Origin of the sequence: Aeromonas sp. A600620, assembly GCF_029479985.1 — a bacterium.
Lineage (GTDB): Bacteria > Pseudomonadota > Gammaproteobacteria > Enterobacterales > Aeromonadaceae > Aeromonas > Aeromonas veronii_A.
Genome location: NZ_JAAKXB010000003.1, coordinates 240,800 through 263,361 on the forward strand (window position 1 = coordinate 240,800; position 22,562 = coordinate 263,361).

18 protein-coding genes are annotated in these 22,562 nt (G+C 48.0%); 15 read left to right on the forward strand and 3 right to left on the reverse strand.

Annotated features, from left to right (window positions below; translation table 11 throughout):
- Nucleotides 1-29: 29 nt before the first annotated feature.
- From G5533_RS06145 to G5533_RS06155, 3 genes are all read right to left on the reverse strand, one after another.
- The gene (locus G5533_RS06145) at nt 30-1,211 is read right to left on the reverse strand and encodes a dicarboxylate/amino acid:cation symporter (RefSeq protein WP_005359180.1); all 1,182 of its coding nucleotides are present in this window, start codon (nt 1,209-1,211) and stop codon (nt 30-32) included.
- 192 nt (nt 1,212-1,403) lie between these two features.
- On the reverse strand, nt 1,404-1,955 hold the full coding sequence (locus G5533_RS06150; RefSeq protein WP_421208002.1) for a hypothetical protein: 552 nt from the start codon (nt 1,953-1,955) through the stop codon (nt 1,404-1,406).
- 105 nt (nt 1,956-2,060) lie between these two features.
- Nucleotides 2,061-2,699, reverse strand: coding sequence for a TetR family transcriptional regulator (locus G5533_RS06155; RefSeq protein ID WP_421208003.1), 639 nt, complete (start codon nt 2,697-2,699; stop codon nt 2,061-2,063).
- Nucleotides 2,700-2,839: 140 nt separating this feature from the next.
- On the opposite strand from G5533_RS06155, the gene G5533_RS06160 reads away from it, so the two are divergent.
- The 15 genes from G5533_RS06160 (at nt 2,840) to G5533_RS06230 (ending at nt 22,561) form a co-directional block, all read left to right on the forward strand.
- Nucleotides 2,840-4,033, forward strand: coding sequence for an efflux RND transporter periplasmic adaptor subunit (locus G5533_RS06160; protein WP_421208004.1), 1,194 nt, complete (start codon nt 2,840-2,842; stop codon nt 4,031-4,033).
- A 17-nt stretch (nt 4,034-4,050) separates the two neighbouring features.
- Nucleotides 4,051-7,200: an efflux RND transporter permease subunit gene (locus G5533_RS06165; protein WP_441254608.1), complete on the forward strand. Its 3,150-nt coding sequence runs from the start codon at nt 4,051-4,053 to the stop codon at nt 7,198-7,200.
- A 589-nt stretch (nt 7,201-7,789) separates the two neighbouring features.
- The gene (gene rfbB, locus G5533_RS06170; protein ID WP_421205824.1) at nt 7,790-8,896 is read left to right on the forward strand and encodes a dTDP-glucose 4,6-dehydratase; all 1,107 of its coding nucleotides are present in this window, start codon (nt 7,790-7,792) and stop codon (nt 8,894-8,896) included.
- A complete protein-coding gene (gene rfbD, locus G5533_RS06175) occupies nt 8,896-9,783 on the forward strand; it encodes a dTDP-4-dehydrorhamnose reductase (RefSeq protein ID WP_421205823.1) in 888 nt (295 codons plus the stop codon). Before rfbB ends, rfbD begins: the two co-directional genes overlap by 1 nt.
- Nucleotides 9,784-9,882: 99 nt before the next feature.
- The gene (gene rfbA / locus G5533_RS06180; protein ID WP_216954298.1) at nt 9,883-10,761 is read left to right on the forward strand and encodes a glucose-1-phosphate thymidylyltransferase RfbA; all 879 of its coding nucleotides are present in this window, start codon (nt 9,883-9,885) and stop codon (nt 10,759-10,761) included.
- A gap of 62 nt (nt 10,762-10,823) precedes the next feature.
- On the forward strand, nt 10,824-11,369 hold the full coding sequence (rfbC, locus tag G5533_RS06185; protein WP_216954296.1) for a dTDP-4-dehydrorhamnose 3,5-epimerase: 546 nt from the start codon (nt 10,824-10,826) through the stop codon (nt 11,367-11,369).
- A 38-nt stretch (nt 11,370-11,407) separates the two neighbouring features.
- A complete protein-coding gene (locus G5533_RS06190; protein ID WP_421205822.1) occupies nt 11,408-12,805 on the forward strand; it encodes a mannose-1-phosphate guanylyltransferase/mannose-6-phosphate isomerase in 1,398 nt (465 codons plus the stop codon).
- Complete coding sequence (locus tag G5533_RS06195) at nt 12,786-14,195, forward strand: phosphomannomutase CpsG (protein ID WP_302055988.1); 1,410 nt, start codon at nt 12,786-12,788, stop codon at nt 14,193-14,195. Before G5533_RS06190 ends, G5533_RS06195 begins: the two co-directional genes overlap by 20 nt.
- A gap of 14 nt (nt 14,196-14,209) precedes the next feature.
- Nucleotides 14,210-15,331 (forward strand): GDP-mannose 4,6-dehydratase, encoded by a 1,122-nt coding sequence (gmd, locus tag G5533_RS06200; RefSeq protein WP_108540000.1) that lies wholly within the window; start codon nt 14,210-14,212, stop codon nt 15,329-15,331.
- 2 nt (nt 15,332-15,333) lie between these two features.
- Nucleotides 15,334-16,422: a DegT/DnrJ/EryC1/StrS family aminotransferase gene (locus G5533_RS06205; RefSeq protein ID WP_421205821.1), complete on the forward strand. Its 1,089-nt coding sequence runs from the start codon at nt 15,334-15,336 to the stop codon at nt 16,420-16,422.
- Nucleotides 16,423-16,485: 63 nt separating this feature from the next.
- Complete coding sequence (locus tag G5533_RS06210) at nt 16,486-17,271, forward strand: ABC transporter permease (RefSeq protein ID WP_108539995.1); 786 nt, start codon at nt 16,486-16,488, stop codon at nt 17,269-17,271.
- Entirely contained in the window at nt 17,268-18,026 is a 759-nt protein-coding gene (locus G5533_RS06215) for an ABC transporter ATP-binding protein (protein ID WP_108539993.1), read from the forward strand. The genes G5533_RS06210 and G5533_RS06215 overlap by 4 nt, the downstream gene beginning before the upstream one ends.
- Nucleotides 18,023-20,308, forward strand: a complete 2,286-nt coding sequence (locus G5533_RS06220; RefSeq protein ID WP_421255279.1) for a glycosyltransferase — start codon at nt 18,023-18,025, stop codon at nt 20,306-20,308. The genes G5533_RS06215 and G5533_RS06220 overlap by 4 nt, the downstream gene beginning before the upstream one ends.
- Nucleotides 20,299-21,939 carry a glycosyltransferase gene (locus G5533_RS06225; RefSeq protein WP_441254609.1) on the forward strand — a complete coding sequence of 547 codons (1,641 nt, stop codon included), beginning with the start codon at nt 20,299-20,301 and terminating at the stop codon, nt 21,937-21,939. Before G5533_RS06220 ends, G5533_RS06225 begins: the two co-directional genes overlap by 10 nt.
- Nucleotides 21,911-22,561, forward strand: a complete 651-nt coding sequence (locus G5533_RS06230; protein ID WP_421255281.1) for an acetyltransferase — start codon at nt 21,911-21,913, stop codon at nt 22,559-22,561. Before G5533_RS06225 ends, G5533_RS06230 begins: the two co-directional genes overlap by 29 nt.
- Nucleotide 22,562: the final 1 nt, after the last annotated feature.

A 22,562-nucleotide genomic window follows, 5' to 3' on the forward strand; every position in this document is an offset into this window, starting at 1 on the left:
CAGAGGATGGTTGAGCTATCCCGGCGAGCTTACGCCTGTTCGGCCTCGGCCACGGGGGCTGCGCTCTCGCTACCGTTGGCGAAGCGATCCGCCCACAGGGCAATCACGCCGTCACCGGTGACGTTGCAGGCGGTGCCGAAGCTGTCTTGCGCCAGATAGAGGGCGATCATCAGGGCGATGGAGGCTTCACCGAAACCGAGCATGGAGGTGAGCAGGCCCAGTGCCGACATCACGCCACCACCCGGGGCGCCCGGGGCGGCGATCATGATCACCCCCAGCATCATGATGAAGGGGAGCATGGTCTCGATGCCCGGAATGGCCAGATGCTCGGAGAGGAACATCACCGCGGTGGCGCAGGTGACCAGGGTAATGGTGGAGCCACAGAGGTGAATGGTGGCACACAGCGGCACGGTGAAGTTGGCGATACCGTCGCTCACCCCGTTGTTCTTGCTCGATTGCAGGGCGACCGGAATGGTGGCGGCGCTCGACATGGTCCCCAGCGCGGTGAAGTAGGCGGGCAGCATGTTCTTGATGAGCTGGGCCGGTGAGCGGCCAAGGGCCAGACCGGTACCCACGAACAGTACGGAGAGCCAGATCCAGTGCATCAGGATCGCCATCACCAGCACCACGCCGAAGGTTTTCAGAGTGGCGAATACGGTGCCTTCTACCGTCATCTCGACAAAGACGCCCGCGATATAGAACGGCAGCAGCGGAATGATCACCTTGGCCAGCAGGCGGTCGATGATGTCACGGCCCTGATCGGCGACCCGGCGCAGATCGGTGGCCTGGGTGGCGCTGATGCCGATGCCAAACACGAAGGCGGCGGCCAGTGCCGACATCACGCCAAACAGCGGCGGGATCTCCAGATTGACGTAGGAGGCGAGCTTGATGGCCGTGGCCGTGGTGGGCTCGGCGGCGGTGGTGAACTGCGGGATCAGGTGGCTCGCCACGGTAAAGGCGAATAGCCCTGCCAGAATGGTGGAGCAGTAGGAGAGGGCCACGGTTTTGCCCAGCAGCTTGCCGGAGTTTTTCGGCAGGCTGGCGATGCCGCTCATGATAAAGAACAGAATGATGAGCGGAATGGTGAAGGTGATCAGCTGACCTATCACTGTCTTGGCCGTAAACAGCACGCGCGCCACCCACTCAGGGGCGTAGAGACCGAGCAAGAGACCGGCAAGGATGCCAGCAATGAGTTTCAGGACAAGTTTCATAAGGAAATCCGGAGTTGGTTGTATTGTCTGTTTTGTTATTAAATTTTGATATTAATCGAACTTTTTAACACGTAAGCCGTGTTATGTCTGCCTTTTATGCGTTAATGCCGAGTTAAATATTGTCGATAGCCAAGATCGCCGACTAGCAGCCGGCTTAGCATTGAATGGGAAAATCCGTGATGAATTAGCCCGTTAGGTGGCCTGATGATCGCCGCGCAGCAACATGACGTACTGGTTGGCATATTGACTTGCGGAGTCTGAGGTGCTGGCTGATACGGTTTCCATCGGCGCCAGTTGCAGCGCTATCCCGGATGTGGTGACCAGTTGCTGTAGCTCATCGTGACTTATCTTGCCGCTTGGCTGTAGGGGGAAACAGAGCGGTGCGCCCGTTTTGAGCAGGGTCGCCAGCTGTTGCAACAGGGGGACAAGAGTGGCTTCGTCGCTATCAAGTGGGCGACTCAGCCAGATGCCATCGTAAGGGAGCACCGAGTGCATCTTCGCCAGCGAGCAGACCCGCACTGCTTGCCCGGATTGCTGTGAGGCAACTCTGGCGTCGGCCAGTATCGCTTCGCAGGCGGTGACCACATACCCTTCTGCACGCAGCCAGCAGAGATCCTCCCCCGTACCGCACTGACCATTGAGCAGGTGAGCGCCGGGTTTGAGGCGCGCCACAAAGGCAGCTCGAGCGTGGGCATGCTGGTCGTTCAATGGCCGGGAAGCGGGGATGGCGTCAGAGTGTGGCACAGGGGTTACCTCAAGCAGGGGGCGCACAGGGTAACAAATCGGGGCCTGACTGCCAAAGCGCGCGGTCAGGCCCCGATTTGGATGGGTGGGAGTTACCGGAGCCGGTTAGCGGCCGCAGGCAGGCCCGTGGGGGTGGGCCAGCATGGTAAACATGCTCTCTATCAGGAAGGCTGATTCGCCCTGCAGGTCGATCCGCTCCGGAAAGTGGAGCCAGTTGATGATGTAACCATCCAGGGTGCAGTGGAGCAGGGTGGCGGCGCGCTGCAGGTTGAGGTTGGCGGGCAGTTGGCCCCGCCGTACCGCATTGGCCAGGGTGGTCTCCAGGTCCCGGAAAAAGTTGGCTGACTCGCTGCGGATATGTTCGCGCAGTGAGATTGCCTCCCCCTCCAGCGATTCGAGATTGAACAGTATGGTGAACATCTGCCGCTGGGCCGGATTGTGAATGAAGCTGTGGAGTACCCCTTCGAAGAAGAGGCGCAGTTGCCCCAGCGGATCCGGCTCATCTGGATTGAGGCAGGCATCGAGCTGGTGGGCGAGGGGGCTGCAGAGCTCCTGCCAGAGCGAAATGAAGAGTTCATCCTTGTTCTTGAAGTGCCAATAGATGGCCCCGCGGGTCAGGTCTGCCGCCCTGGCGATGTCAGTCAGGCTGGTCTTGGCCAAGCCCTGGGAGCAGAACAGATCCAGCGCCGTGCTCATGATGTGGCAGCGGGTTTGCTGCGCCTCTTCTTTGGTTCGTCTGGCCATCGAAATTTGTGCCTCATGCAAGTAAAAAGTCACTTACATACATTTATGAATGTATGTATATTGCCTCATCTTTCGACTATTTACCAACAGGGCCCATGCGGCCCTGATTGTTCATTGACTGGCAAAGGCTCAGGTGTTTCATGCATAAACATATTCTTGCTCGTTCAGTTGGTCTTGCCTTGCTGGCTACAGGCTTGCTGGCAGGTTGTGGTGACAAGGGGGGCGCACCTCAGGGACAGGGCGACATGCCCCCCGCGGCGGTCAACGTGGTGACCCTGCAGAGCGGTCCGCTGATGTTGACCACCGAGTTGACCGGCCGCAGCGCCCCGTTGCGGGTGGCCGAAGTGCGTCCGCAAGTGAGCGGCATCATCCTCAAGCGCCTCTTTACCGAGGGAAGTGATGTGAAGGCGGGCGATCTGCTCTATCAGATCGATCCAGCTGTTTATCAGGCGGCAGTCGCCAGCGCCAAAGCCAATCTGGCCAAGGCCGAGGCTAACGAGCAGAGTGCCCGCCTCAAGGCGCAGCGCTATCAGGAGCTGCTCAAAGTCAAATCCATCAGCCGTCAGGACTATGACGACGCCGATGCCAGCTGGAAGCAGGCCAAAGCGGAGATCATGGCGAGCAAGGCGGCCCTGCGCACTGCCGAGATCAATCTCGGTTACACCCGCATCACCGCCCCCATCAGTGGCCGCATCGGTAAATCCGCGGTGACAGAGGGGGCGCTGGTGACTGCCCAGCAGGCTGACAGCCTGACTGCCATTCAGCAGCTCGATCCCATGTATGTGGATGTGCGTCAGTCCACCGCCGATCTGCTGCGCCTCAAGCGACTGGTCGCCGAGGGCAAGTTGACCCAGGACGAGCAGAAAGGGGCCAGGGTGACCTTCCAGCTGGAAGATGGCTCCACTTATGGCGAAGAGGGCTCGCTGCAGTTCTCCGATGTGACAGTGGATGAGACCTCCGGCATGGTGACCCTGCGGGTGATTGTGCCCAACCCTCATCAGCTGCTGCTGCCCGGCATGTTTATGCGCGCCACCCTGCAGGAGGGTGAGCGGGCACAAGGGCTGCTGGTGCCGCAAACTGCGGTGACTCGCACCCCCAATGGCGGCGCCACCGTGATGGTGGTGACGGCTGACAACAAGGTGGAGCTGCGCAACGTGCAGCTGAGCCGTGTCGTTGGCAGCAACTGGGTGGTGGAGTCAGGGCTGACCTCCGGCGAGCGGGTGATCGTGGCTGGCTTGCAGAAAGTACGACCGGGTGCCGTGGTCAATCCCGCCGAGCAGGATGCTGATGCAGCGTCTGCTCAAGCTGCGTCCAACACCCCGGCCAACAAGTAGGATGGAGTAGTCGCTTCATGGCTCGATTTTTTATAGACAGACCCATTTTTGCCTGGGTGATCGCGCTGGTGATCATGCTGGCGGGCAGCCTGGCCATCATCAAATTGCCAGTCGCCCAGTATCCGAGCATTGCGCCGCCCGCTGTCGGTATTTCTGCCAGCTATCCGGGCGCATCCGCCAAAACGGTGGAAGACTCGGTAACCCAGATCATCGAACAGAACATGACCGGGCTGGATCACCTGCTCTACATGTCCTCCCAGTCTGACTCCGCGGGGCGGGTGTCGGTGACCCTCACCTTCCAGCCGGGGACCGATCCCGATATTGCCCAGGTGCAGGTGCAGAACAAGCTGCAACAAGCGATGTCGCTGCTGCCGCAAGAGGTGCAGCAGCAGGGGATCCGGGTCCAGAAGACCTCCAGCAGCTTCCTGATGGTCGCGGCCTTCATCTCCAGCGATGGCAGCATGAACAACGACGACCTAGCGGACTATGTGGTCTCCAACATCAAGGACCCCCTGAGTCGTCTGGACGGGGTAGGGGACATCACCTTGTTCGGCAGCCAGTACTCCATGCGGGTCTGGCTCGATCCCAACAAGCTCAACCGAGTGCAGATGACCCCGGGAGATGTGCAGGCGGCCATCAAGGCGCAGAACGCCCAGGTGGCGTTTGGCAAGCTGGGTGGCACACCATCGGTGGAAGATCAGCAGTTCACCGCCACCATCATGGGGCAGACCCGTCTCTCTACCGTCGAGCAGTTCAACGATATCCTGCTGCGGGTGAATCAGGATGGCTCCAAGGTACGGCTGAAAGATGTGGCCCGGGTCGAGCTGGCGGGCGAAAGCTATGACGCCGATGCGCTCTACAACGGCCAGTCTACCGCCGCGGTCGCCATCAAGCTGGCGACCGGCGCCAATGCGCTGGATACCGCCGAGAAGGTGCGTGCCAAGCTCAATGAGCTGTCGGATTACTTCCCGGCCAATATGGAGATCGTCTACCCCTACGACACCACGCCGTTTGTGAAGATCTCCATCGAGGAGGTGGTGCAGACCCTGATCGAGGCGATCTTCCTGGTGTTCTGCGTCATGTATCTGTTCCTGCAGAACTTCCGCGCCACCCTGATCCCGACCATTGCGGTGCCTGTGGTACTGCTCGGTACCTTCGGGGTGATGGCGGCGTTCGGCTTCTCCATCAACACCCTCACCATGTTCGGTATGGTGCTCGCCATCGGCCTGCTGGTGGATGACGCTATCGTGGTGGTGGAGAACGTGGAGCGACTGATGAGCGAGGAGGATCTCTCCCCGCTGGAAGCGACCCGCAAGTCGATGACCCAGATCACCGGCGCGCTGGTGGGGATCGCCTTGGTGCTCTCCGCCGTGTTCGTGCCGATGGCGTTTTTCGGCGGCTCGACCGGTGCCATCTATCGCCAGTTCTCATTGACCATCGTCTCGGCCATGGTGCTGTCGGTGCTGGTGGCGTTGATCCTGACTCCGGCGCTCTGTGCCACCCTGCTCAAGCCGATGAAACATGGCGAGTTTGGTGCCAAGCGTGGCTTCTTTGGCTGGTTCAACCGCGCCTTTGATGCCGGTACCAATCGCTATCAGAGCGGCGTGCGCAAGGTGATCAAGCAGGGTGTGCGCTACAGCCTGATCTACGGTGCCATGCTGGCGGTGTTGGCAGTGCTCTTTATGCGGATGCCCACCTCCTTCCTGCCGGAAGAGGATCAGGGGGTCATCATGTCCATGGTGCAACTGCCGGTGGGGGCGACCAAGCAGCGCACCGAGGTGGTACTGGCGGATATGCGCGACTACTTCCTGAAAAACGAGAAGGATAACGTTGACTCCGTTCTGACCGTATCCGGCTTCAGCTTCGCCGGTAGTGGCCAGAACGCGGGTATGGCCTTTATCAAGCTCAAGGACTGGAGCGAGCGCAAGAGCCCGGATCGCAGCGCCAATGCCATCATCGGCCGTGCCATGGGTTACCTGTTCAGCATCAAGGAGGCGCAAGTGTTCGCCTTTAACCTGCCTCCGATCCCGGAGCTGGGGACGGCGACCGGTTTTGACTTCTTCCTGCAGGATCGCGGCGGTATCGGTCACGACAAGCTGATGGCGGCGCGTAACCAGCTGCTCGGCATGGCGGCGCAGGATCCCACTCTGGTGCGGGTACGCCCGAACGGGATGGAAGATACGCCGCAACTCGATATCAAGATCGACTACGAGAAGGCGCTGGCGCAGGGGCTATCCATCGCGGATATCAACAACACCCTGGCTACTGCCTGGGGTTCCTCCTACGTCAATGATTTCGTTGACCGTGGCCGGATCAAGAAGGTCTACATGCAGGCGGATGCCCCCTTCCGGATGAACCCGGAAGATCTGAAACTCTGGTATGTGCGCAACAGTGCCGGTCAGATGGTGCCCTTCTCTGCCTTTGCCAGCACCGAGTGGAGCTTCGGCTCGCCGCGTCTGGAGCGTTATAACGGCGTGCCGGCGATGGAGATCGTCGGTGAAGCGGCGCCCGGCAAGAGTACCGGTGATGCGATGGCCGCCATCGAACAGATGGTGAAACAGCTGCCGGAAGGGGTGGGCATCGAGTGGACCGGGCTCTCCTTCCAGGAGCGGCAGGCCGGTTCACAGGCGCCTGCGCTCTACGCCATCTCCTTGTTGGTGGTGTTCCTCTGTCTGGCGGCCCTCTACGAGAGCTGGAGCATTCCGTTCTCGGTGATGCTGGTGGTGCCGCTCGGGGTACTGGGGGCCATTGTGGCTGCCACCCTGCGCGGGCTGGAGAACGACGTCTACTTCCAGGTCGGTCTGCTCACCACCATAGGCTTGTCGGCGAAAAACGCGATTTTGATCGTGGAATTTGCCAAAGAGCTTTATGACAAAGGGATGGGGTTGGGTGAGGCGGTGGTGGAGGCGGCACGCCTGCGTCTGCGTCCGATCCTGATGACCTCGCTCGCCTTTATCCTCGGGGTGCTGCCGCTGGTGATCAGCTCCGGCGCCGGTGCCAGCAGCCGTAATGCAATCGGTACCGGCGTAATGGGGGGGATGATCAGCGCCACCGTGCTGGCCATCTTCTTCGTCCCGCTCTTCTTCGTGCTGGTGATGCGTTACTTCACTAGCCACAAGAGTAAAGAGGCGCGCATGGTTGCAGCAGTTGAGTCAAAAGGTGACTGAGCAAAGTAACCCCTGAAGTTCTGGGTGGCAGATCACAATAAGACAAATACATCAGGTATGACTGAGTAATAAATAGAGCGACTTGGAAAGTCGCTCTATTTTTTTTCCGTAAAAACGGTAACTTAAGCGTAATTATTAAGTTAATACTGCTGCTTTTCGAGAAATTATGTCGCCGTGAGGTGGTTTTCTATCGACTCCTTTTCAGCGGTGAGGGGCAAGTCAGTTTCTGCTGTGCAGCTCGGCTGGAAACAAGATAGAATCTGCGTCTTATAGGGTTGGATAGGTAGTGTCCGCTCTTTCTTGGTCTTGGGCCATAAAGCTGTGCTACACACCATCAAGACAGCAAAATGCTGGAGGACATGATGACCAACAGCAGACCTAATTTGGTTAAAAGCAGCAAACTGGGGGCTGTAACCCAAGGGCGGTAGCCTTGAGATTATTCAGCAATTTGCACAAATAATGTTCATTTATTGTTTTGCTGCTGTTTGCGCTGGTTAAATTGCAGTCTATTGGGTGTTTCAATAACGCATCAGTGGATAGCCAGCCTCTCTCTGATATCATATCAACGCCTCGCAAGAGATACATATTTATGAAAATCCTCGTGACCGGTGGTGCCGGCTTTATCGGCTCTGCCGTGGTGCGCCATATTATCCGTGATACCCAAGATTCCGTTATCAATCTCGATAAACTCACCTATGCCGGCAATCTGGAATCCTTGGCCGATGTATCGTCAAGCGAGCGTTATGTGTTTGAGCAGGTGGATATTTGCAATCGCGCCGAGCTGGATCGGGTGTTTGCCTTGCACCAGCCGGATGCCGTGATGCATCTGGCCGCCGAGAGCCATGTTGACCGCTCCATTACAGGGCCGGCTGACTTTATCGAGACCAATATCGTCGGCACCTATATGTTGCTGGAAGCGGCTCGCGCTTACTGGAACGGTCTGGACGAGGTACGCAAGGCGGCCTTCCGCTTCCACCATATCTCCACCGACGAGGTGTATGGTGATCTGCCTCATCCGGATGAAGTGGCTGCCGGTGAGCCATTGCCGCTCTTTACCGAGACCACCCCCTACGCCCCCAGCAGCCCCTATTCTGCCTCCAAGGCTTCCAGCGACCATCTGGTGCGCGCTTGGCGCCGCACCTACGGTCTGCCGACCATGGTCACCAACTGCTCCAACAACTACGGCCCGTACCACTTCCCCGAGAAGCTAATCCCGTTGGTCATTCTTAACGCGCTGGATGGCAAGCCGTTACCGGTCTATGGCAAGGGCGACCAGGTCCGTGACTGGCTCTACGTGGAAGATCACGCGCGTGCGCTCTACAAGGTAGCGACCACAGGCGTGGTCGGTGAGACCTACAACATCGGCGGTCATAACGAGAAGCAGAATCTGGAGGTGGTACACACCATCTGCGATCTGCTGGACGAGATGGTGCCGAAGGTGGGCTCTTATCGTGAGCAAATCACCTATGTGGCGGATCGCCCTGGCCACGATCGCCGCTATGCCATCGATGCGACCAAGATGAGCGCAGAGCTGGATTGGCAACCGCAAGAGACCTTTGAATCCGGTATTCGCAAAACTGTGCAGTGGTATCTGGATAACCAGCAGTGGGTCAGCAACGTCAAGAGCGGTGCCTACCAGTCCTGGATTGAGCAACACTATTCCTCGATTGCACAGAATGATGGGGAGCGTGCCTGATGCATATTCTGCTGTTTGGCAAAAACGGCCAGGTAGGCTGGGAGCTGCAACGCGCACTGGCGCCGCTGGGGCGCATCACTGCCGTTGATTTTGACTCCACCGATTATTGCGGCGATTTCAGAAACCCGGCAGGGGTGGCCGACACTGTACGTCTGGTCAAGCCGGATGTGATTGTCAACGCTGCGGCCCACACCGCAGTCGACAAGGCGGAGAGCGAGCGTGAATTTGCCGAGCTGCTCAACGCGACCAGCGTGGCAGCGATAGCCAAAGAAGCGGAAGCATTGGGTGCCTGGTTGGTGCATTACTCCACCGACTATGTATTTGATGGCAGCGGTGAGCGCCCCTGGGTGGAAACCGATGCAACCGCCCCGCTCAACGTCTATGGCGAAACCAAGCTTGCGGGTGAGCAAGGGGCCGCACTTTGTTCCCGTCACCTGATCTTCCGTACCAGCTGGGTTTACGCCGCCCGCGGAGCCAATTTTGCCAAGACCATGCTGCGCTTTGGCAAAGAGCGTAGCGAGATGTCAGTGATCAATGACCAGTTTGGCGCTCCGACCGGCGCCGAGTTGCTGGCCGATTGCACCGCCCATGCTCTCCGCGTGGCGCAGCGCAAACCCGAGGTCGCCGGGCTGTACCATCTGATTGCCTCCGGTACCACCACCTGGTTTGACTACGCCCAGCTGGTGTTTGCCAAAGCCAGAGAGGCTGGCGTTGAACTGGCGGTGACACAACTCAATGCGGTGCCGACCAGCGCCTTCCCTACTCCGGCCAAACGCCCCCATAACTCCCGCCTGGATACCGGCAAATTCCAGCGCACCTTCGATCTGGTGCTGCCGGAGTGGACAGTCGGTGTGGAGCGGATGTTGACCGAGATCCTTGGCAAGTAAATTACTGGCCAGGGATGTAGTGACTGCCTCCCTGGCTGGCAGGGATAAAACGGAAAGGTGGCCTAAAGCCATGCTTCCTCTATATAAGAAACAAGCATCATGACTAAACGTAAAGGCATTATTCTGGCCGGCGGCTCAGGCACCCGTCTCTATCCGGTAACCATGGCAGTGAGCAAGCAGCTGTTGCCTATCTATGACAAGCCGATGATCTACTATCCTCTCAGCACCCTGATGCTGGCGGGAATTCGCGATATTTTGATCATCAGCACGCCGCAAGATACCCCCCGTTTTGAGCAATTGCTAGGTGATGGCAGTCAGTGGGGCCTGAGTTTGCAATACAAGGTTCAACCAAGCCCGGACGGGTTGGCACAAGCCTTTATTCTGGGTGCAGAGTTTATCGGTTCAGACCCCTGTGCACTGGTGTTGGGGGACAACATCTTCTACGGCCACGACTTGCAGAAACAGTTGGAGGCGGCAGTGGCCAAAGAGAGCGGTGCTACCGTCTTTGCCTACCATGTGCATGACCCCGAGCGTTATGGGGTGGTTGAATTTGATAAAGAGGGCACCGCGATCTCTCTGGAGGAGAAGCCACTGGAGCCCAAGAGCAACTATGCGGTAACCGGCCTCTATTTCTACGACAACAGCGTGGTCAAGATCGCCAAGAGTCTGACGCCGTCGCCCCGTGGCGAGCTGGAGATAACCGATGTAAACCGTATCTACCTGGAACAAGGTAATCTGTCGGTGGCCATGATGGGCCGTGGTTATGCTTGGCTTGATACCGGTACCCACGAGAGCATGATTGAAGCGAGCAACTTTATTCAGACCATCGAGACCCGTCAGGGGTTGAAAGTCGCTTGTCCTGAAGAGATCGCCTATCGCAAGAAATTCATTGATGCAGAGCAAGTAAAAACGTTGGCGACACCACTTGCGAAAAATGCTTATGGACAATACCTGTTAAAGATGGTTTCGAAAGTATGAGTTGGAGTTAAGGGTGTGCACCGGTTCCTGTAAAATAAACTAAATAATATATGGATATGAAGATGAATGTAATCGAGACCACGATACCTGATGTACTTATTTTTGAGCCAAAAATATTTGGTGATGAGCGTGGCTTTTTCTTTGAGAGTTTCAACCATAAACTGTTCGAAGAAGCAGTAGGATACCCTGTTACTTTTGTTCAAGATAATCATTCTAAATCCTCGAAAAACGTGTTGCGTGGACTGCATTATCAATCATCACCACACGCCCAGGGAAAGCTGGTGCGATGTGTTGTGGGAGAAGTATTTGATGTAGCAGTGGATATTCGTGAAAATTCGCCGACCTTTGGAAAATGGGTCGGTGTTCATCTATCAGCTGAGAATAAGCGGCAATTGTGGATTCCGAAAGGGTTCGCCCATGGTTTTATAACTAGAACAGAAACAGCAGAAGTTTTATATAAAGCAACCAATTATTATAGACCTGACTTTGAACATACAATATGTTGGAATGACCAGCAACTAGGAATAGAGTGGGAGAGTGATATGCTCCCTATATTATCTCTTAAAGATAAAAATGCAAAGCCATTTATGGCAGCTAAACATTTCTGAAAATCATATCAACACATTAAATACATTATGGTGTATCTATGACTGTCTTAATTCCTGCTATTATGTGTGGTGGAAGCGGTTCAAGATTATGGCCTGTTTCACGTGAACAACATCCCAAGCCATTCATTAAACTATCGGATAATCAAAGTTTTTTACAAAAAGCATTTTTACGTGGAGCAAAATTATCAGATGTCAGTGAAGTATTAACTATTACTAATCGAGACCTTTATTTCAAAACACTAGATTCATTTAAAGAAGTTAATAGTAATGAAATTCAGACTTCATTTATTCTTGAACCTTATGGCCGTAACACTGCAGCAGCAGTAGCATCTGCAGCAATTTATGCTCGCGATACATATGGCGATGATGCGGTCTTGTTGGTCTTGGCTGCTGATCACTTGATCACAGAGCAAGTTGCATTCGATGATGCTGTTTCCTGCGCTATTGAATTAGCAAAAGCAGGACGGTTAGTCACATTTGGTATTAAACCCACAATACCTGAAACAGGTTATGGTTACATTGAAGCTCTTGGTACAGAGGTTTTGCGCTTTGTTGAAAAGCCAACATTGGATAAGGCAATTGAGTACGTTGAAAGCGGTCGCTTCTTCTGGAATTCAGGTATGTTTTGCTTTAAAGCAAGTACAATGATTGCAGAGATGGACTTGCATTGTCCGGAAGTATTGATAGCAACAAAAGCTTGCCTTGACAAGTCCGATTCGGTTCAAAGTAAAAAGGTCAAGCATATTGATCTGGACCCTGACACATTTATCCATGTTCCAGACATCTCGATAGATTATGCCGTGATGGAAAAATCAGGAAATGTTTCAGTAGTTCCATGTGACATAGGCTGGAGTGATATTGGGTCTTGGGCTGCAATAAGTGAACTACATCAAGCTGATGACGATGGAAACACCGTTCAGGGGCATGCAATTTTACATGCTACCTCAAATTGTTATATTTCGAGCGAGGATCGGGTTATTGGTGCTGTAGGTGTAGAAAACCTAGTAATTGTTGATACTGCTGATGCTCTATTGGTCGCTCACAAAGAAAGTAGTCAGGATGTAAAATTAATTTATAATCACCTTAAGACGATAAACAATGATGCATATAAAATACATCGTACAGTCTATTGTCCATGGGGACGTTATACGTTACTTGAGGTGGGAGATCGTTTTAAAATAAAAAGACTTGAAGTTAAACCTGGGGCTAGCTTAACGATGCAAATGCATCATCATAGAAATGAACACTGGGTGGTATTATCTGGTGTTGCAGAGGTTTTCTATGAAGATCAAATTGCCTTGCTAACTGCTAACCAATCTACATATATTCCTGCTGGGCATCGTCACCAATTAAAAAATCCAGGTCTCATCGATTTAGTTATGCTAGAGGTGCAAACGGGTGAATATTTAGGTGAAGATGACATCATTGATTATTGAAAAGGAATTTAATTTAGGGGGCATCATGAATCTTACTTGTTTTAAAGCTTACGATATTCGCGGAAAACTGGGTGATGAGCTGAACACTGAGATTGCATACCGTATTGGCCGTGCAACTGCACAGTATCTAAATGCAACGACAATTGCTGTTGGAGGCGATGTTAGACTCACGAGCGAAAGCCTAAAGCAAGCACTTGCAAGAGGGATTCTTGATGCCGGTTGTGATGTCATCGACTTAGGGACTACGGGGACTGAAGAAACCTATTTTGCAGCATTTACGTTAGACATTGATGGTGCTATAGAAGTGACGGCCAGTCATAATCCTATGGATTACAATGGCATGAAACTGGTTGGTCGTGATGCTTGTCCAATTAGTGGTGATAGTGGTTTGAATGATATTCGAGCATTGGCTGAAAAGGGTGACTTCATTGCATCCTCCCGGCAAGGAACATTGATTAAAAAATCGATACTAGATGCTTATGTCGATCATTTGCTGACGTATATAAAGCCGCATCAATTACGTCCACTCAAGCTAGTTGTGAATGCCGGTAACGGGGCAGCAGGGCATGTGCTTGATGTTATCGAGCGACGTTTCAATACCCTCAATGTTCCTGTTGAGTTTATAAAAATTCATCATGAGGAAGATGGTAACTTTCCCAATGGTATTCCTAACCCATTGCTTCCTGAAAATAGAAGTGCTACATCGGAAGCGGTAAAGTTCTATCATGCTGATATGGGTATTGCTTGGGATGGTGATTTTGATCGCTGTTTTCTGTTTGATGAAAATGGTGATTTCATCGAAGGATACTATATTGTTGGATTATTAGCAGAGGCATTTTTAGTAGATAATCCTCATGAGAAAATCATCCATGATCCACGCTTGACATGGAATACTATTGATATCGTTGAAAAGTCTGGTGGTACACCAGTACAAAGCAAAACTGGTCACGCCTTTATTAAAGAACGGATGCGCAGTGAGAATGCAATATATGGTGGTGAAATGAGTGCCCATCACTATTTCCGTGACTTTGGCTACTGTGATAGCGGTATGATTCCTTGGTTACTAGTAATTAACTTGCTATCACTAAAAAAATCCACATTGTCTAGTTTAGTTGCTGAACGTGTTAAAGCCTATCCATGCAGTGGTGAGATAAATTATAGAGTTGATAATGCTCTTGAGATAATAAAGAAGCTGGAAGAGGTCTATGCGCCACTTGCTGTCAAGGTAGAATATGTAGATGGTCTTAGTATTGAAATGAATGATTGGCGATTTAATGTTCGCATTTCAAACACAGAACCATTACTAAGGCTTAATGTTGAAAGCAAAAACGATATAAGCAAGTTAACGTCTGGTTTGAATTCATTACATAAAATGATCAACAACTTATAAGGAGAGTTCTGAAAATGTCCAAGAAAGTAGCGTTAATTACTGGGGTGACTGGTCAGGATGGTTCATATCTGGCTGAGTTTCTATTAGAGAAGGGGTATGAAGTCCATGGTATTAAGCGCCGTGCATCTCAGTTTAATACACAACGTGTAGACCACATTTATAAAGACCCTCATGAAGAGAACGTTGATTTTAAACTACATTATGGTGACTTAACGGATTCATCAAATCTAACGAGAATTATAGCCGAAGTTCAACCAGATGAAGTTTATAATCTTGGTGCTCAATCTCATGTCGCTGTTAGTTTTGATTCCCCAGAATATACTGCGGATGTTGATGCGATAGGTACTTTACGCTTATTGGAAGCTATTCGTTTCTTGGGACTGACAAAAAAAACTCGTTTTTATCAGGCATCGACATCCGAACTATACGGCCTCGTGCAAGAAATTCCGCAGCGAGAGACAACACCTTTTTATCCGCGCAGCCCTTATGCTGTTGCAAAAATGTATGCGTACTGGATTACGGTGAATTATCGTGAGGCATATGGTATGTATGCTTGTAATGGTATTTTGTTTAATCATGAGTCACCCCGTCGTGGAGAAACATTTGTTACTAGAAAAATTACTCGAGGTTTGTCAAATATTGCTCAAGGCCTCGAAAAGTGCCTGTATATGGGAAACATGGACTCATTGCGTGATTGGGGACATGCAAGAGACTATGTCAAGATGCAATGGATGATGTTGCAACAAGAGCAGCCAGAGGACTTTGTCATTGCAACTGGAGTGCAATATAGTGTCCGTGAATTTATAAAAATGGCCGCTGCTGAGTTAGGTATTGAATTGAACTTTGTTGGAAGCGGCGTCGAGGAAAAAGCTGTCGTTTCGGCGATTTATGGAGATAAGGCGCCGGCATTGAAGGTTGGTGATATTATCGTATGTGTTGATCCACGTTATTTCAGACCGGCCGAGGTAGAGACTCTTCTTGGTGATCCATCTAATGCAAAAAATAAGCTGGGGTGGGAGCCGGAAACGACACTCGCAGAAATGGTAAGTGAGATGGTTGCATATGATTTGCAGCAAGCTCGCCAGCATGCCTTGCTGAAATCTCATGGCTTTGATGTTAATGTCAGTGTGGAGTGACTATGATTCCAGTATATCAACCAAGATTATCTGGTAATGAAAAAAAATATGTTAATGAATGCCTTGATTCAACATGGATCTCTTCAAAAGGTGAGTTTATTAACAGATTTGAATCTGCATTTTCAAAGTATATTGGTGCAGAAAATTGTACAACAGTGAGTAATGGTACTGTAGCACTTCATTTGGCGTTGGCTGCTTTAGGTATTGGTCCTGGTGATGAGGTTATTGTTCCTTCATTCACATATATTGCCTCAGTGAATACAATCATTCAGACCGGTGCAAAAGCAGTCTATGTTGACTCGCTACCAGATACATGGAACATCGATGTCAATGATGTAATAGCAAAAATCACAACAAAGACCAAGGCTGTCATGGCTGTGCATCTTTATGGTTTACCATGTGATATGGATGCGTTAGTCGATGTTTGTAAGAAACATAACTTGTTTTTGATAGAAGACTGTGCGGAGGCGTTCGGTACTCTTTATAAGAATAAGCATGTTGGTACATTTGGTGATGTGGCAACATTCAGTTTCTTTGGAAATAAGACAATAACTACCGGCGAAGGTGGCATGGTTGTTTCAAAGGATAAAAATGTCCATGACTTGGCATGCCACTTGAAGAGCCAAGGTGTTTCGAAGGTTAAAGAGTATTGGCATGATGCGTTGGCATTTAATTATCGCATGACAAATATATGTGCTGCGATTGGCCTGGCACAATTAGAGCAAGCAGACGAGATAATTGCAAAAAAAAGAGAGATTGCCAGTTGGTATCAGCGTCGATTAAACCATTTGCCGATAACATTCCACAAAGAGATTGAGAATACCAGGCATTCATTTTGGATGTGCTCGATCCTAGTCGAGAATGCACAAGATAGAGACTTGCTCAGAACTGTTCTAAAGAGTCATGATGTTGAGACAAGGCCATTGTTTCCTTTAGCTAATACGATGCCACATGTATTTACGGAACATAAATTTCCTGTTGCTGAAAATATCAGCTCAAGAGGAATGAATTTACCAAGCTACCCTGAATTATTGGAAAAAGATGTTGATTATATCTGCAGCGTAATTTCTGATTTTTATTTAAATAAGTAATGTTAAATAAATAACCCTTCATCTTTCGTTGGTGAAGGGTTATTTTAAGTTGGTGGGAGTTCTATGAGTCTTTATTATGTTAGGGGTATTTGGGATGCTAGATATTTTTGGCAGCATCTCGCTTTATCGGATCTACGCTCTCGTTGGCGGCGGTCTTTTTTCGGTGTATTATGGTCATTTATTCAACCTTTAGGTATGACATTATTAATATCTATAGTTTTTAGTAAAATGTTTAATACGGACATAGTGACGTATGCACCCTATATTTTGTCAGGAATTATAGTCTGGGATTTTGTAGTAGCCAATACCATTGGTGGTTCACTTGCGTTTGTGCAAGCAGATGCCTACATTAAACAATGCAAGCATCCATTAGCAATATATACATTACGAACTGTCTTGAGCAGCATTATAGTACTTGCACTTGCCAGTTTGGCTCTATTTGCTTGGTCAATAGTTGTATTGCCACAAAATATAAATATAACCTGGCTAGCCACCTTAACTGTTTTCCCAATATTGGCACTTATTGCATGGCCATTATCAACATTACTAGCCTATATCGGGGTTAGATTTAGAGATGTACCACATGCGATGGGATTAGTCATGCAAGCGATATGGTTTATCTCTCCGGTATATTTCGAAGAACGTATGTTCCGTTCTGGCGGATTGGATTGGCTAGTCGATTACAATCCTGTGTATCATGTATTACAAATTATAAGAGCACCACTACTAAAAGGTGAGTGGCCGAGTCTGGAGAACTATACATTTAGTCTGATAACTGCTGCTTTCCTATTTTTGCTTGCGTGGCTGATTGGCCGAAATGCAGAGAAAAAAGTGATCTTCTACCTATGAAAAAGAATAAAATTAAACTTGAGAATGTTAACCTTCATTATGCATCAGTAGCTTACAAAGAGCGGTCACTAAAGTCTCTTTTCTCTGCTGCTTTTAAAAAAGGAAAAGCAGAGCGTTCTGTCTCTGATATTCATGCATTAAAAAATATTACGCTAGAAATAAATAATGGAGAGAGGGTCGGGCTCTTAGGGCATAATGGTGCAGGAAAAAGTACATTTCTTAAAACGGTGGCAGGTCTCTATCCTATATCTAGTGGTAAATTAATTGTTGAAGGGCAAGTTCGTTCTCTTTTTGATTTGAGTCTAGGTTTTGAACCTGATGCAACAGGCCGAGAGAATATTCTCTATCGTGGTCTTCTGCTTGGCCTCTCTCCGACTTTTATGAAAGAGAAAGAAAATGAGATCGTTGAGTTTGCTGGTTTGGGTGAGTTTATTGATTATCCAATTAAAACTTACTCTGCAGGCATGCAGGTAAGACTAGCATTTGCTATATCCACAGCAGTTGGTGGCGATATTTTGCTCCTAGATGAAGTGATTGGTGCTGGTGATGCTCAGTTTATGGCAAAGGCTAAAAGCAGAATAATGAGTTTGATTGAGAATGCTGAAATACTAGTTTTAGCATCACATGATTTCAGCGCATTGAAAAATATTTGTTCAAGAGGGATTGTATTTCATCATGGTGAATACATTTTTGATGGCCCCATTGATGATGCGATCATTGCCTATAAACGAGTCAATAATCTGGATTTAGCATGAAAAATCGAGTGTTGTGGCTGCTTAACCATTCAACATTAAGAAACTTTGAAATACCTCAGCTAATAGAGTTTGGTATTGAAGAAATATATCTTCCAAAAAAGTTTCCATATGATGAGGGAAATTTATCGGCAAGTATTACATTCGATTTTGACGATAAATTGACTATCCCTAGGCATGAACTTGATATTTTAAATGAACAAAATTGGTATGAGTCGCCCAGTAAAAACGCTTGGGATATTGTCAATAAATATTTTGATTATGCGATAATTGGCTTCTTCCCAAAGCAAATTAAGTCAACCATTAAAAATTTTAATGGTGCCGTCATTCTTCGTGTATTTGGATTATCTAAGGGATACAATTATTCTTCTTTACTAAGAAGTGAGTGTGGAGATAATGTAGTATCAACGATTAAATCGATGGGGAAAAGATTCTGGTTTGGTTGTGGCTATGAGCATATTTCCGATGTAGAAATGCCATATTTAGCAAAGCGCTCATGCTATTTGCCTGTTGGTTTAAAAGGTAAATATCAACCTAATAATTGGACTGGAAAAAGAAAGACGATACTATTTGTCTGTCCTAGAATAGGAACATCTCCATACTTTAAAAGTATTTATGAATCCTTTGTTCGTGATTTTAAAGAGTTTGATTATATCATTGGTGGTGCGCAGCCAATAGCTGTTAATGATAAGAAAGTACTCGGCTTTGTATCTAAAGAAGAGCACTCTGATAACATGCAACAATGCAGCGTTATGTTTTATCATTCCACTGAACTAAATCATATACATTATCATCCCTTTGAAGCTATACAAGCTGGTATGCCATTAATATATATGGCTGGGGGAATGCTGGATTTGATGGGTGGCGGGGATTTACCTGGCAGATGTGAAACAATTGCAGAGGCTAAGGCTAAGATTAGAAAAATTTTAAATGGCGATGAACAGTTAATCAATGATATTAGAAAAACACAGCATGTGCTTCTTGAGCAAATGATGCCAGAGTATTGTGCTTCAATATGGAAAAGAAACTTTAGCCTTGTCGTTGATGGATTAAAAGAGCATCGCCTCCAGCAGAAAGCTCGCCCTACATATATTACTAGAAAAAAGCGAATTGCTGTAATTGTTCCGATTGAGTATCGAGGGGGGAGTCTGCGAGGCGCTAAGCTTTTAGCTGATGCCATATTACTTGGTAGTCAACAGGCTAATGAAGAATGTGAGGTCGTTTTTGCGCATCCAACAATTGATGAATTAGAGCATGCTAATGAATTGCGGGATTTAAATCCAAAAATTCAAAGGAGAAGCTTCTATTGGCAACATCTTTCTAAAGATGATGCTACACGTGCTATGCAGTATGCTGGTCATGATGGCTGGTGTGCCGTAGATGAATCATATATGGTGCCCAATGACAGCATCAGTAATTTCTATGATTGTGATATTTGGGTTTTCGTTTCCGACAGGCTGGACAAAACGCTGCTTCCAGTAAGACCGATAGTATTGATGGTATACGATTATTTGCAGCGATATGTTTCAATTTTGCAAGGAGGTGCTGATCATCCCTACTTGAAAGCAGCAACACAAGCTGAGCGAGTCTTGGTTACTACTGAGTTTACTTGCCGAGATGCGCAACAATATGCTGGTATTGAGTCTGACAGAATTGCTAGGTTACCTATGTTGGCACCTGACTTTTCGTTTTCAGATGAGCAGCAAAAAGCTGTTGGCGATTATTTCATTTGGACAACTAATCTCAGTCCACATAAGAATCATCTCAATGCTGTCAAAGCATTAGAAATTTATTATAATCAGCTAGCCGGTTCTCTTACATGCTTTATTACTGGAGTTAATACTCAGAGTATAATGGAAAGTAAACTTTCATATTTGAGCGAGTTTGTGAGAACTGTTGATAATAGTGAGTCATTGAAACGTAAGATAAAATTATGTGGTGAGTTATCCGATTTAGAATATAAAAAAGCACTAAAAAAAGCAGCATTTATATGGCATCCTGCGCGCATTGATAATGGTACCTTTTCGGTTATTGAGGCTGCCTATCTGAATATACCTGCACTCTCCTCTGATTATCCGGCAATGCGTGAAATAGATAGACAGTTTTCACTTAATTTAACATGGTCTGATGCAAACTCGCCGGAGCAAATGGCTTGGCAGCTAAAATATATAGAAGAGCAAGCTTTGCATCTTCGAAAAAATTTGCCTAGTAAAGATATACTGAAAGAACAACGAGCGAAAAATCTGGCTAAGCATTATTGGGGGGTAATACGCGAATGTCTGTGAGAAAATTTGGAATTTATCTTTGCTATGCCCCATCTGTTGATTTACGAAAGGAGGGACTTGGTCGTTACTTGGCTGCCTTTCTTAAAGGTGCTGCAGCACGTGATGATGTAAAGTTTACCTTGGTTTGTCCTAGTTGGTCTACGAAAGATCTATATGACCTTTTTGATAGTGAGAATGTACCACATGACAGTTTTTCGATTCGCTCGCCAGATAAAAGACCACTTTTACTGGATCTTTACCATTGGTACATTAACCGTAAAACGAAAAGACTTAAAAGAAAAACACTCAAATCGTTTTTACTGGAGTTGGTTGCTAGCTTGAAGGAAAATATTTTCCATTATGTGGAAAAGCGTTTGTTAAATGCATACACAAAATTGGATCTGATCCTTTTAGGCATTGAAGGGAGTTTGTTATTTCTGCTGGCTTTAATCATTTCCCCATTATTTTTTATTTTTTCGTTTCCTTTTTTATTGGCGTTCTTTTTTATTCGTAGATTGAAACTAATTGTGCTGGGCAGGTTTTCCAAGTACATAGGCCGTTTCATGAAAATGATTTACTCGCCTAAAGATGATGGATTTGTATTGCGTCTCTACCGTAACATGGAGTTGGTGGAAGGGAAGCGTATAAGCGCATTAATCGATAGTATGCATGATATATCTGCATGGTATTGTCCAACAGCCTATTGGCCTGAGTTTAACAAGATCGATTCCCCTCGATTAATGTGTGTACCTGATGTTGTTTTACGAGAGTTTCCCGTGGCCTTTTCTCAAATTGGTGGTGATAGAACTCTATCGACGTTTAAATTGTTAGAAGAGGCTATCAGAACAGGGGATCACTTTGTAACTTATAGTGAAGTGGTAAAATGGAATACACTTATTGATGGCTATCAAGTATCAATGGACAAGGTGTCTGTAGTACATCACGCCGCTAATAAAGTTGATAGCTTCATTAATATTACTGGTCTACCAGATAATGAAGAGGCAACTACCCATTATGCCAAGTCGTTACTCATGTCCGCTATTCGCAAATCGAATGAGCAGAATTATGTTTCAATATTTAAAAATAAAGATGTAGAGTTTGTTTTTTATGCTAGCCAGATCAGGCCAAATAAAAACATAATAAGTTTATTCAAAGCGTATGAGTATCTTTTACGAAAAAAATTCGTTCAGCACAAACTGATCGTTACCGGCAGTGTTAGTGTTATGCCTGAAGTAAAAGAATTTGTTATTAGTCACAATCTGCAACACGAAATTTTATTTCTGCATGGACTAACAATGCAAGAGCTCGCAGCTTGTTATAAATTGGCAAGTTTGGCAGTTAATCCAAGTCTAAGTGAAGGTGGGTGTCCATTTACATTTACTGAGGCGTTATCTGTTAATACACCAGTTGTTATGGCTCGTATTCCTGTAACTGAAGAAATTCTTACTGACCCTGAGTTACAGGAAATGACATTTTTTGATCCATATGATTGGAGAGATATGGCTAAGAGAATAGAATGGGCACTCCACCATAAGGACATCTTACTACGAAAACAGTTGCAGATATACGATCAGTTATCAATGCGTACATGGTCTGATGTTGTAAATGAGCATATCGATATACTTGAGCGTATTAGTTGCTTGGAGAAATAATGTGGTAGATTCAAAGAAGTTGGCCATTTTAGGATGTGGTGGACATGCAAGAAGTGTGGCTGATGTAGCATTGTCGTTAGGATTTTCAACGTTATGCTTTATTGATGATAATGCAAAACCTGGCGAGAGTATTTTGGGTTATCCAGTTTTTCCTTCATGGGATGTAATCTCTCCCGATGAGTGGATTTTTTTTTCTGCAGTAGGTGATAATCATAAAAGAAAGTTACAGTTAGAGATATTGGGGAAAATGGGGTGGCAAGTTGCCACCTTGATTTCTGCCACAGCCACGATTGGTATTAACTCTATCATAGGTAAAGGAACATTCGTCGGTCATCATGGGCACATTGGTCCTTCAGTTAAAATTGGTGAGGGATGCATTATCAATTCAGGTGCAATAATTGAACATGACGTCTGTGTTGAGGAATTTACGCATGTATCGGTCAACAGTACAGTGGCAGGTTCAGTTAATATTGGGACGTTATGTTTTATAGGTGCTGGCGCGACTATAATCAACAATATTACTGTTCGCGACGAGATTACTGTTGGTGCCGGTGCGTGTGTTGTAAACACTATAGATCAGCCCGGAATTTATTTGGGTGTGCCAGCAAAGAAATATAAATAAC

What these genes read in the sequence shown, in the direction of transcription:
- G5533_RS06190 (WP_421205822.1), top strand. Translation starts at nt 11,408, where the DNA reads ATGACTGTCTTAATTCCTGCTATTATGTGTGGTGGAAGCGGTTCAAGA.
- rfbA (WP_216954298.1), top strand. Translation starts at nt 9,883, where the DNA reads ATGACTAAACGTAAAGGCATTATTCTGGCCGGCGGCTCAGGCACCCGT.
- G5533_RS06225 (WP_441254609.1), top strand. Translation starts at nt 20,299, where the DNA reads ATGTCTGTGAGAAAATTTGGAATTTATCTTTGCTATGCCCCATCTGTT.
- G5533_RS06195 (WP_302055988.1), top strand. Translation starts at nt 12,786, where the DNA reads ATGACATCATTGATTATTGAAAAGGAATTTAATTTAGGGGGCATCATG.
- G5533_RS06215 (WP_108539993.1), top strand. Translation starts at nt 17,268, where the DNA reads ATGAAAAAGAATAAAATTAAACTTGAGAATGTTAACCTTCATTATGCA.
- rfbC (WP_216954296.1), top strand. Translation starts at nt 10,824, where the DNA reads ATGAATGTAATCGAGACCACGATACCTGATGTACTTATTTTTGAGCCA.
- gmd (WP_108540000.1), top strand. Translation starts at nt 14,210, where the DNA reads ATGTCCAAGAAAGTAGCGTTAATTACTGGGGTGACTGGTCAGGATGGT.
- rfbB (WP_421205824.1), top strand. Translation starts at nt 7,790, where the DNA reads ATGAAAATCCTCGTGACCGGTGGTGCCGGCTTTATCGGCTCTGCCGTG.
- G5533_RS06155 (WP_421208003.1), bottom strand. Translation starts at nt 2,699, where the DNA reads ATGGCCAGACGAACCAAAGAAGAGGCGCAGCAAACCCGCTGCCACATC.
- G5533_RS06165 (WP_441254608.1), top strand. Translation starts at nt 4,051, where the DNA reads ATGGCTCGATTTTTTATAGACAGACCCATTTTTGCCTGGGTGATCGCG.
- G5533_RS06220 (WP_421255279.1), top strand. Translation starts at nt 18,023, where the DNA reads ATGAAAAATCGAGTGTTGTGGCTGCTTAACCATTCAACATTAAGAAAC.
- G5533_RS06160 (WP_421208004.1), top strand. Translation starts at nt 2,840, where the DNA reads ATGCATAAACATATTCTTGCTCGTTCAGTTGGTCTTGCCTTGCTGGCT.
- rfbD (WP_421205823.1), top strand. Translation starts at nt 8,896, where the DNA reads ATGCATATTCTGCTGTTTGGCAAAAACGGCCAGGTAGGCTGGGAGCTG.
- G5533_RS06145 (WP_005359180.1), bottom strand. Translation starts at nt 1,211, where the DNA reads ATGAAACTTGTCCTGAAACTCATTGCTGGCATCCTTGCCGGTCTCTTG.
- G5533_RS06210 (WP_108539995.1), top strand. Translation starts at nt 16,486, where the DNA reads ATGAGTCTTTATTATGTTAGGGGTATTTGGGATGCTAGATATTTTTGG.
- G5533_RS06205 (WP_421205821.1), top strand. Translation starts at nt 15,334, where the DNA reads ATGATTCCAGTATATCAACCAAGATTATCTGGTAATGAAAAAAAATAT.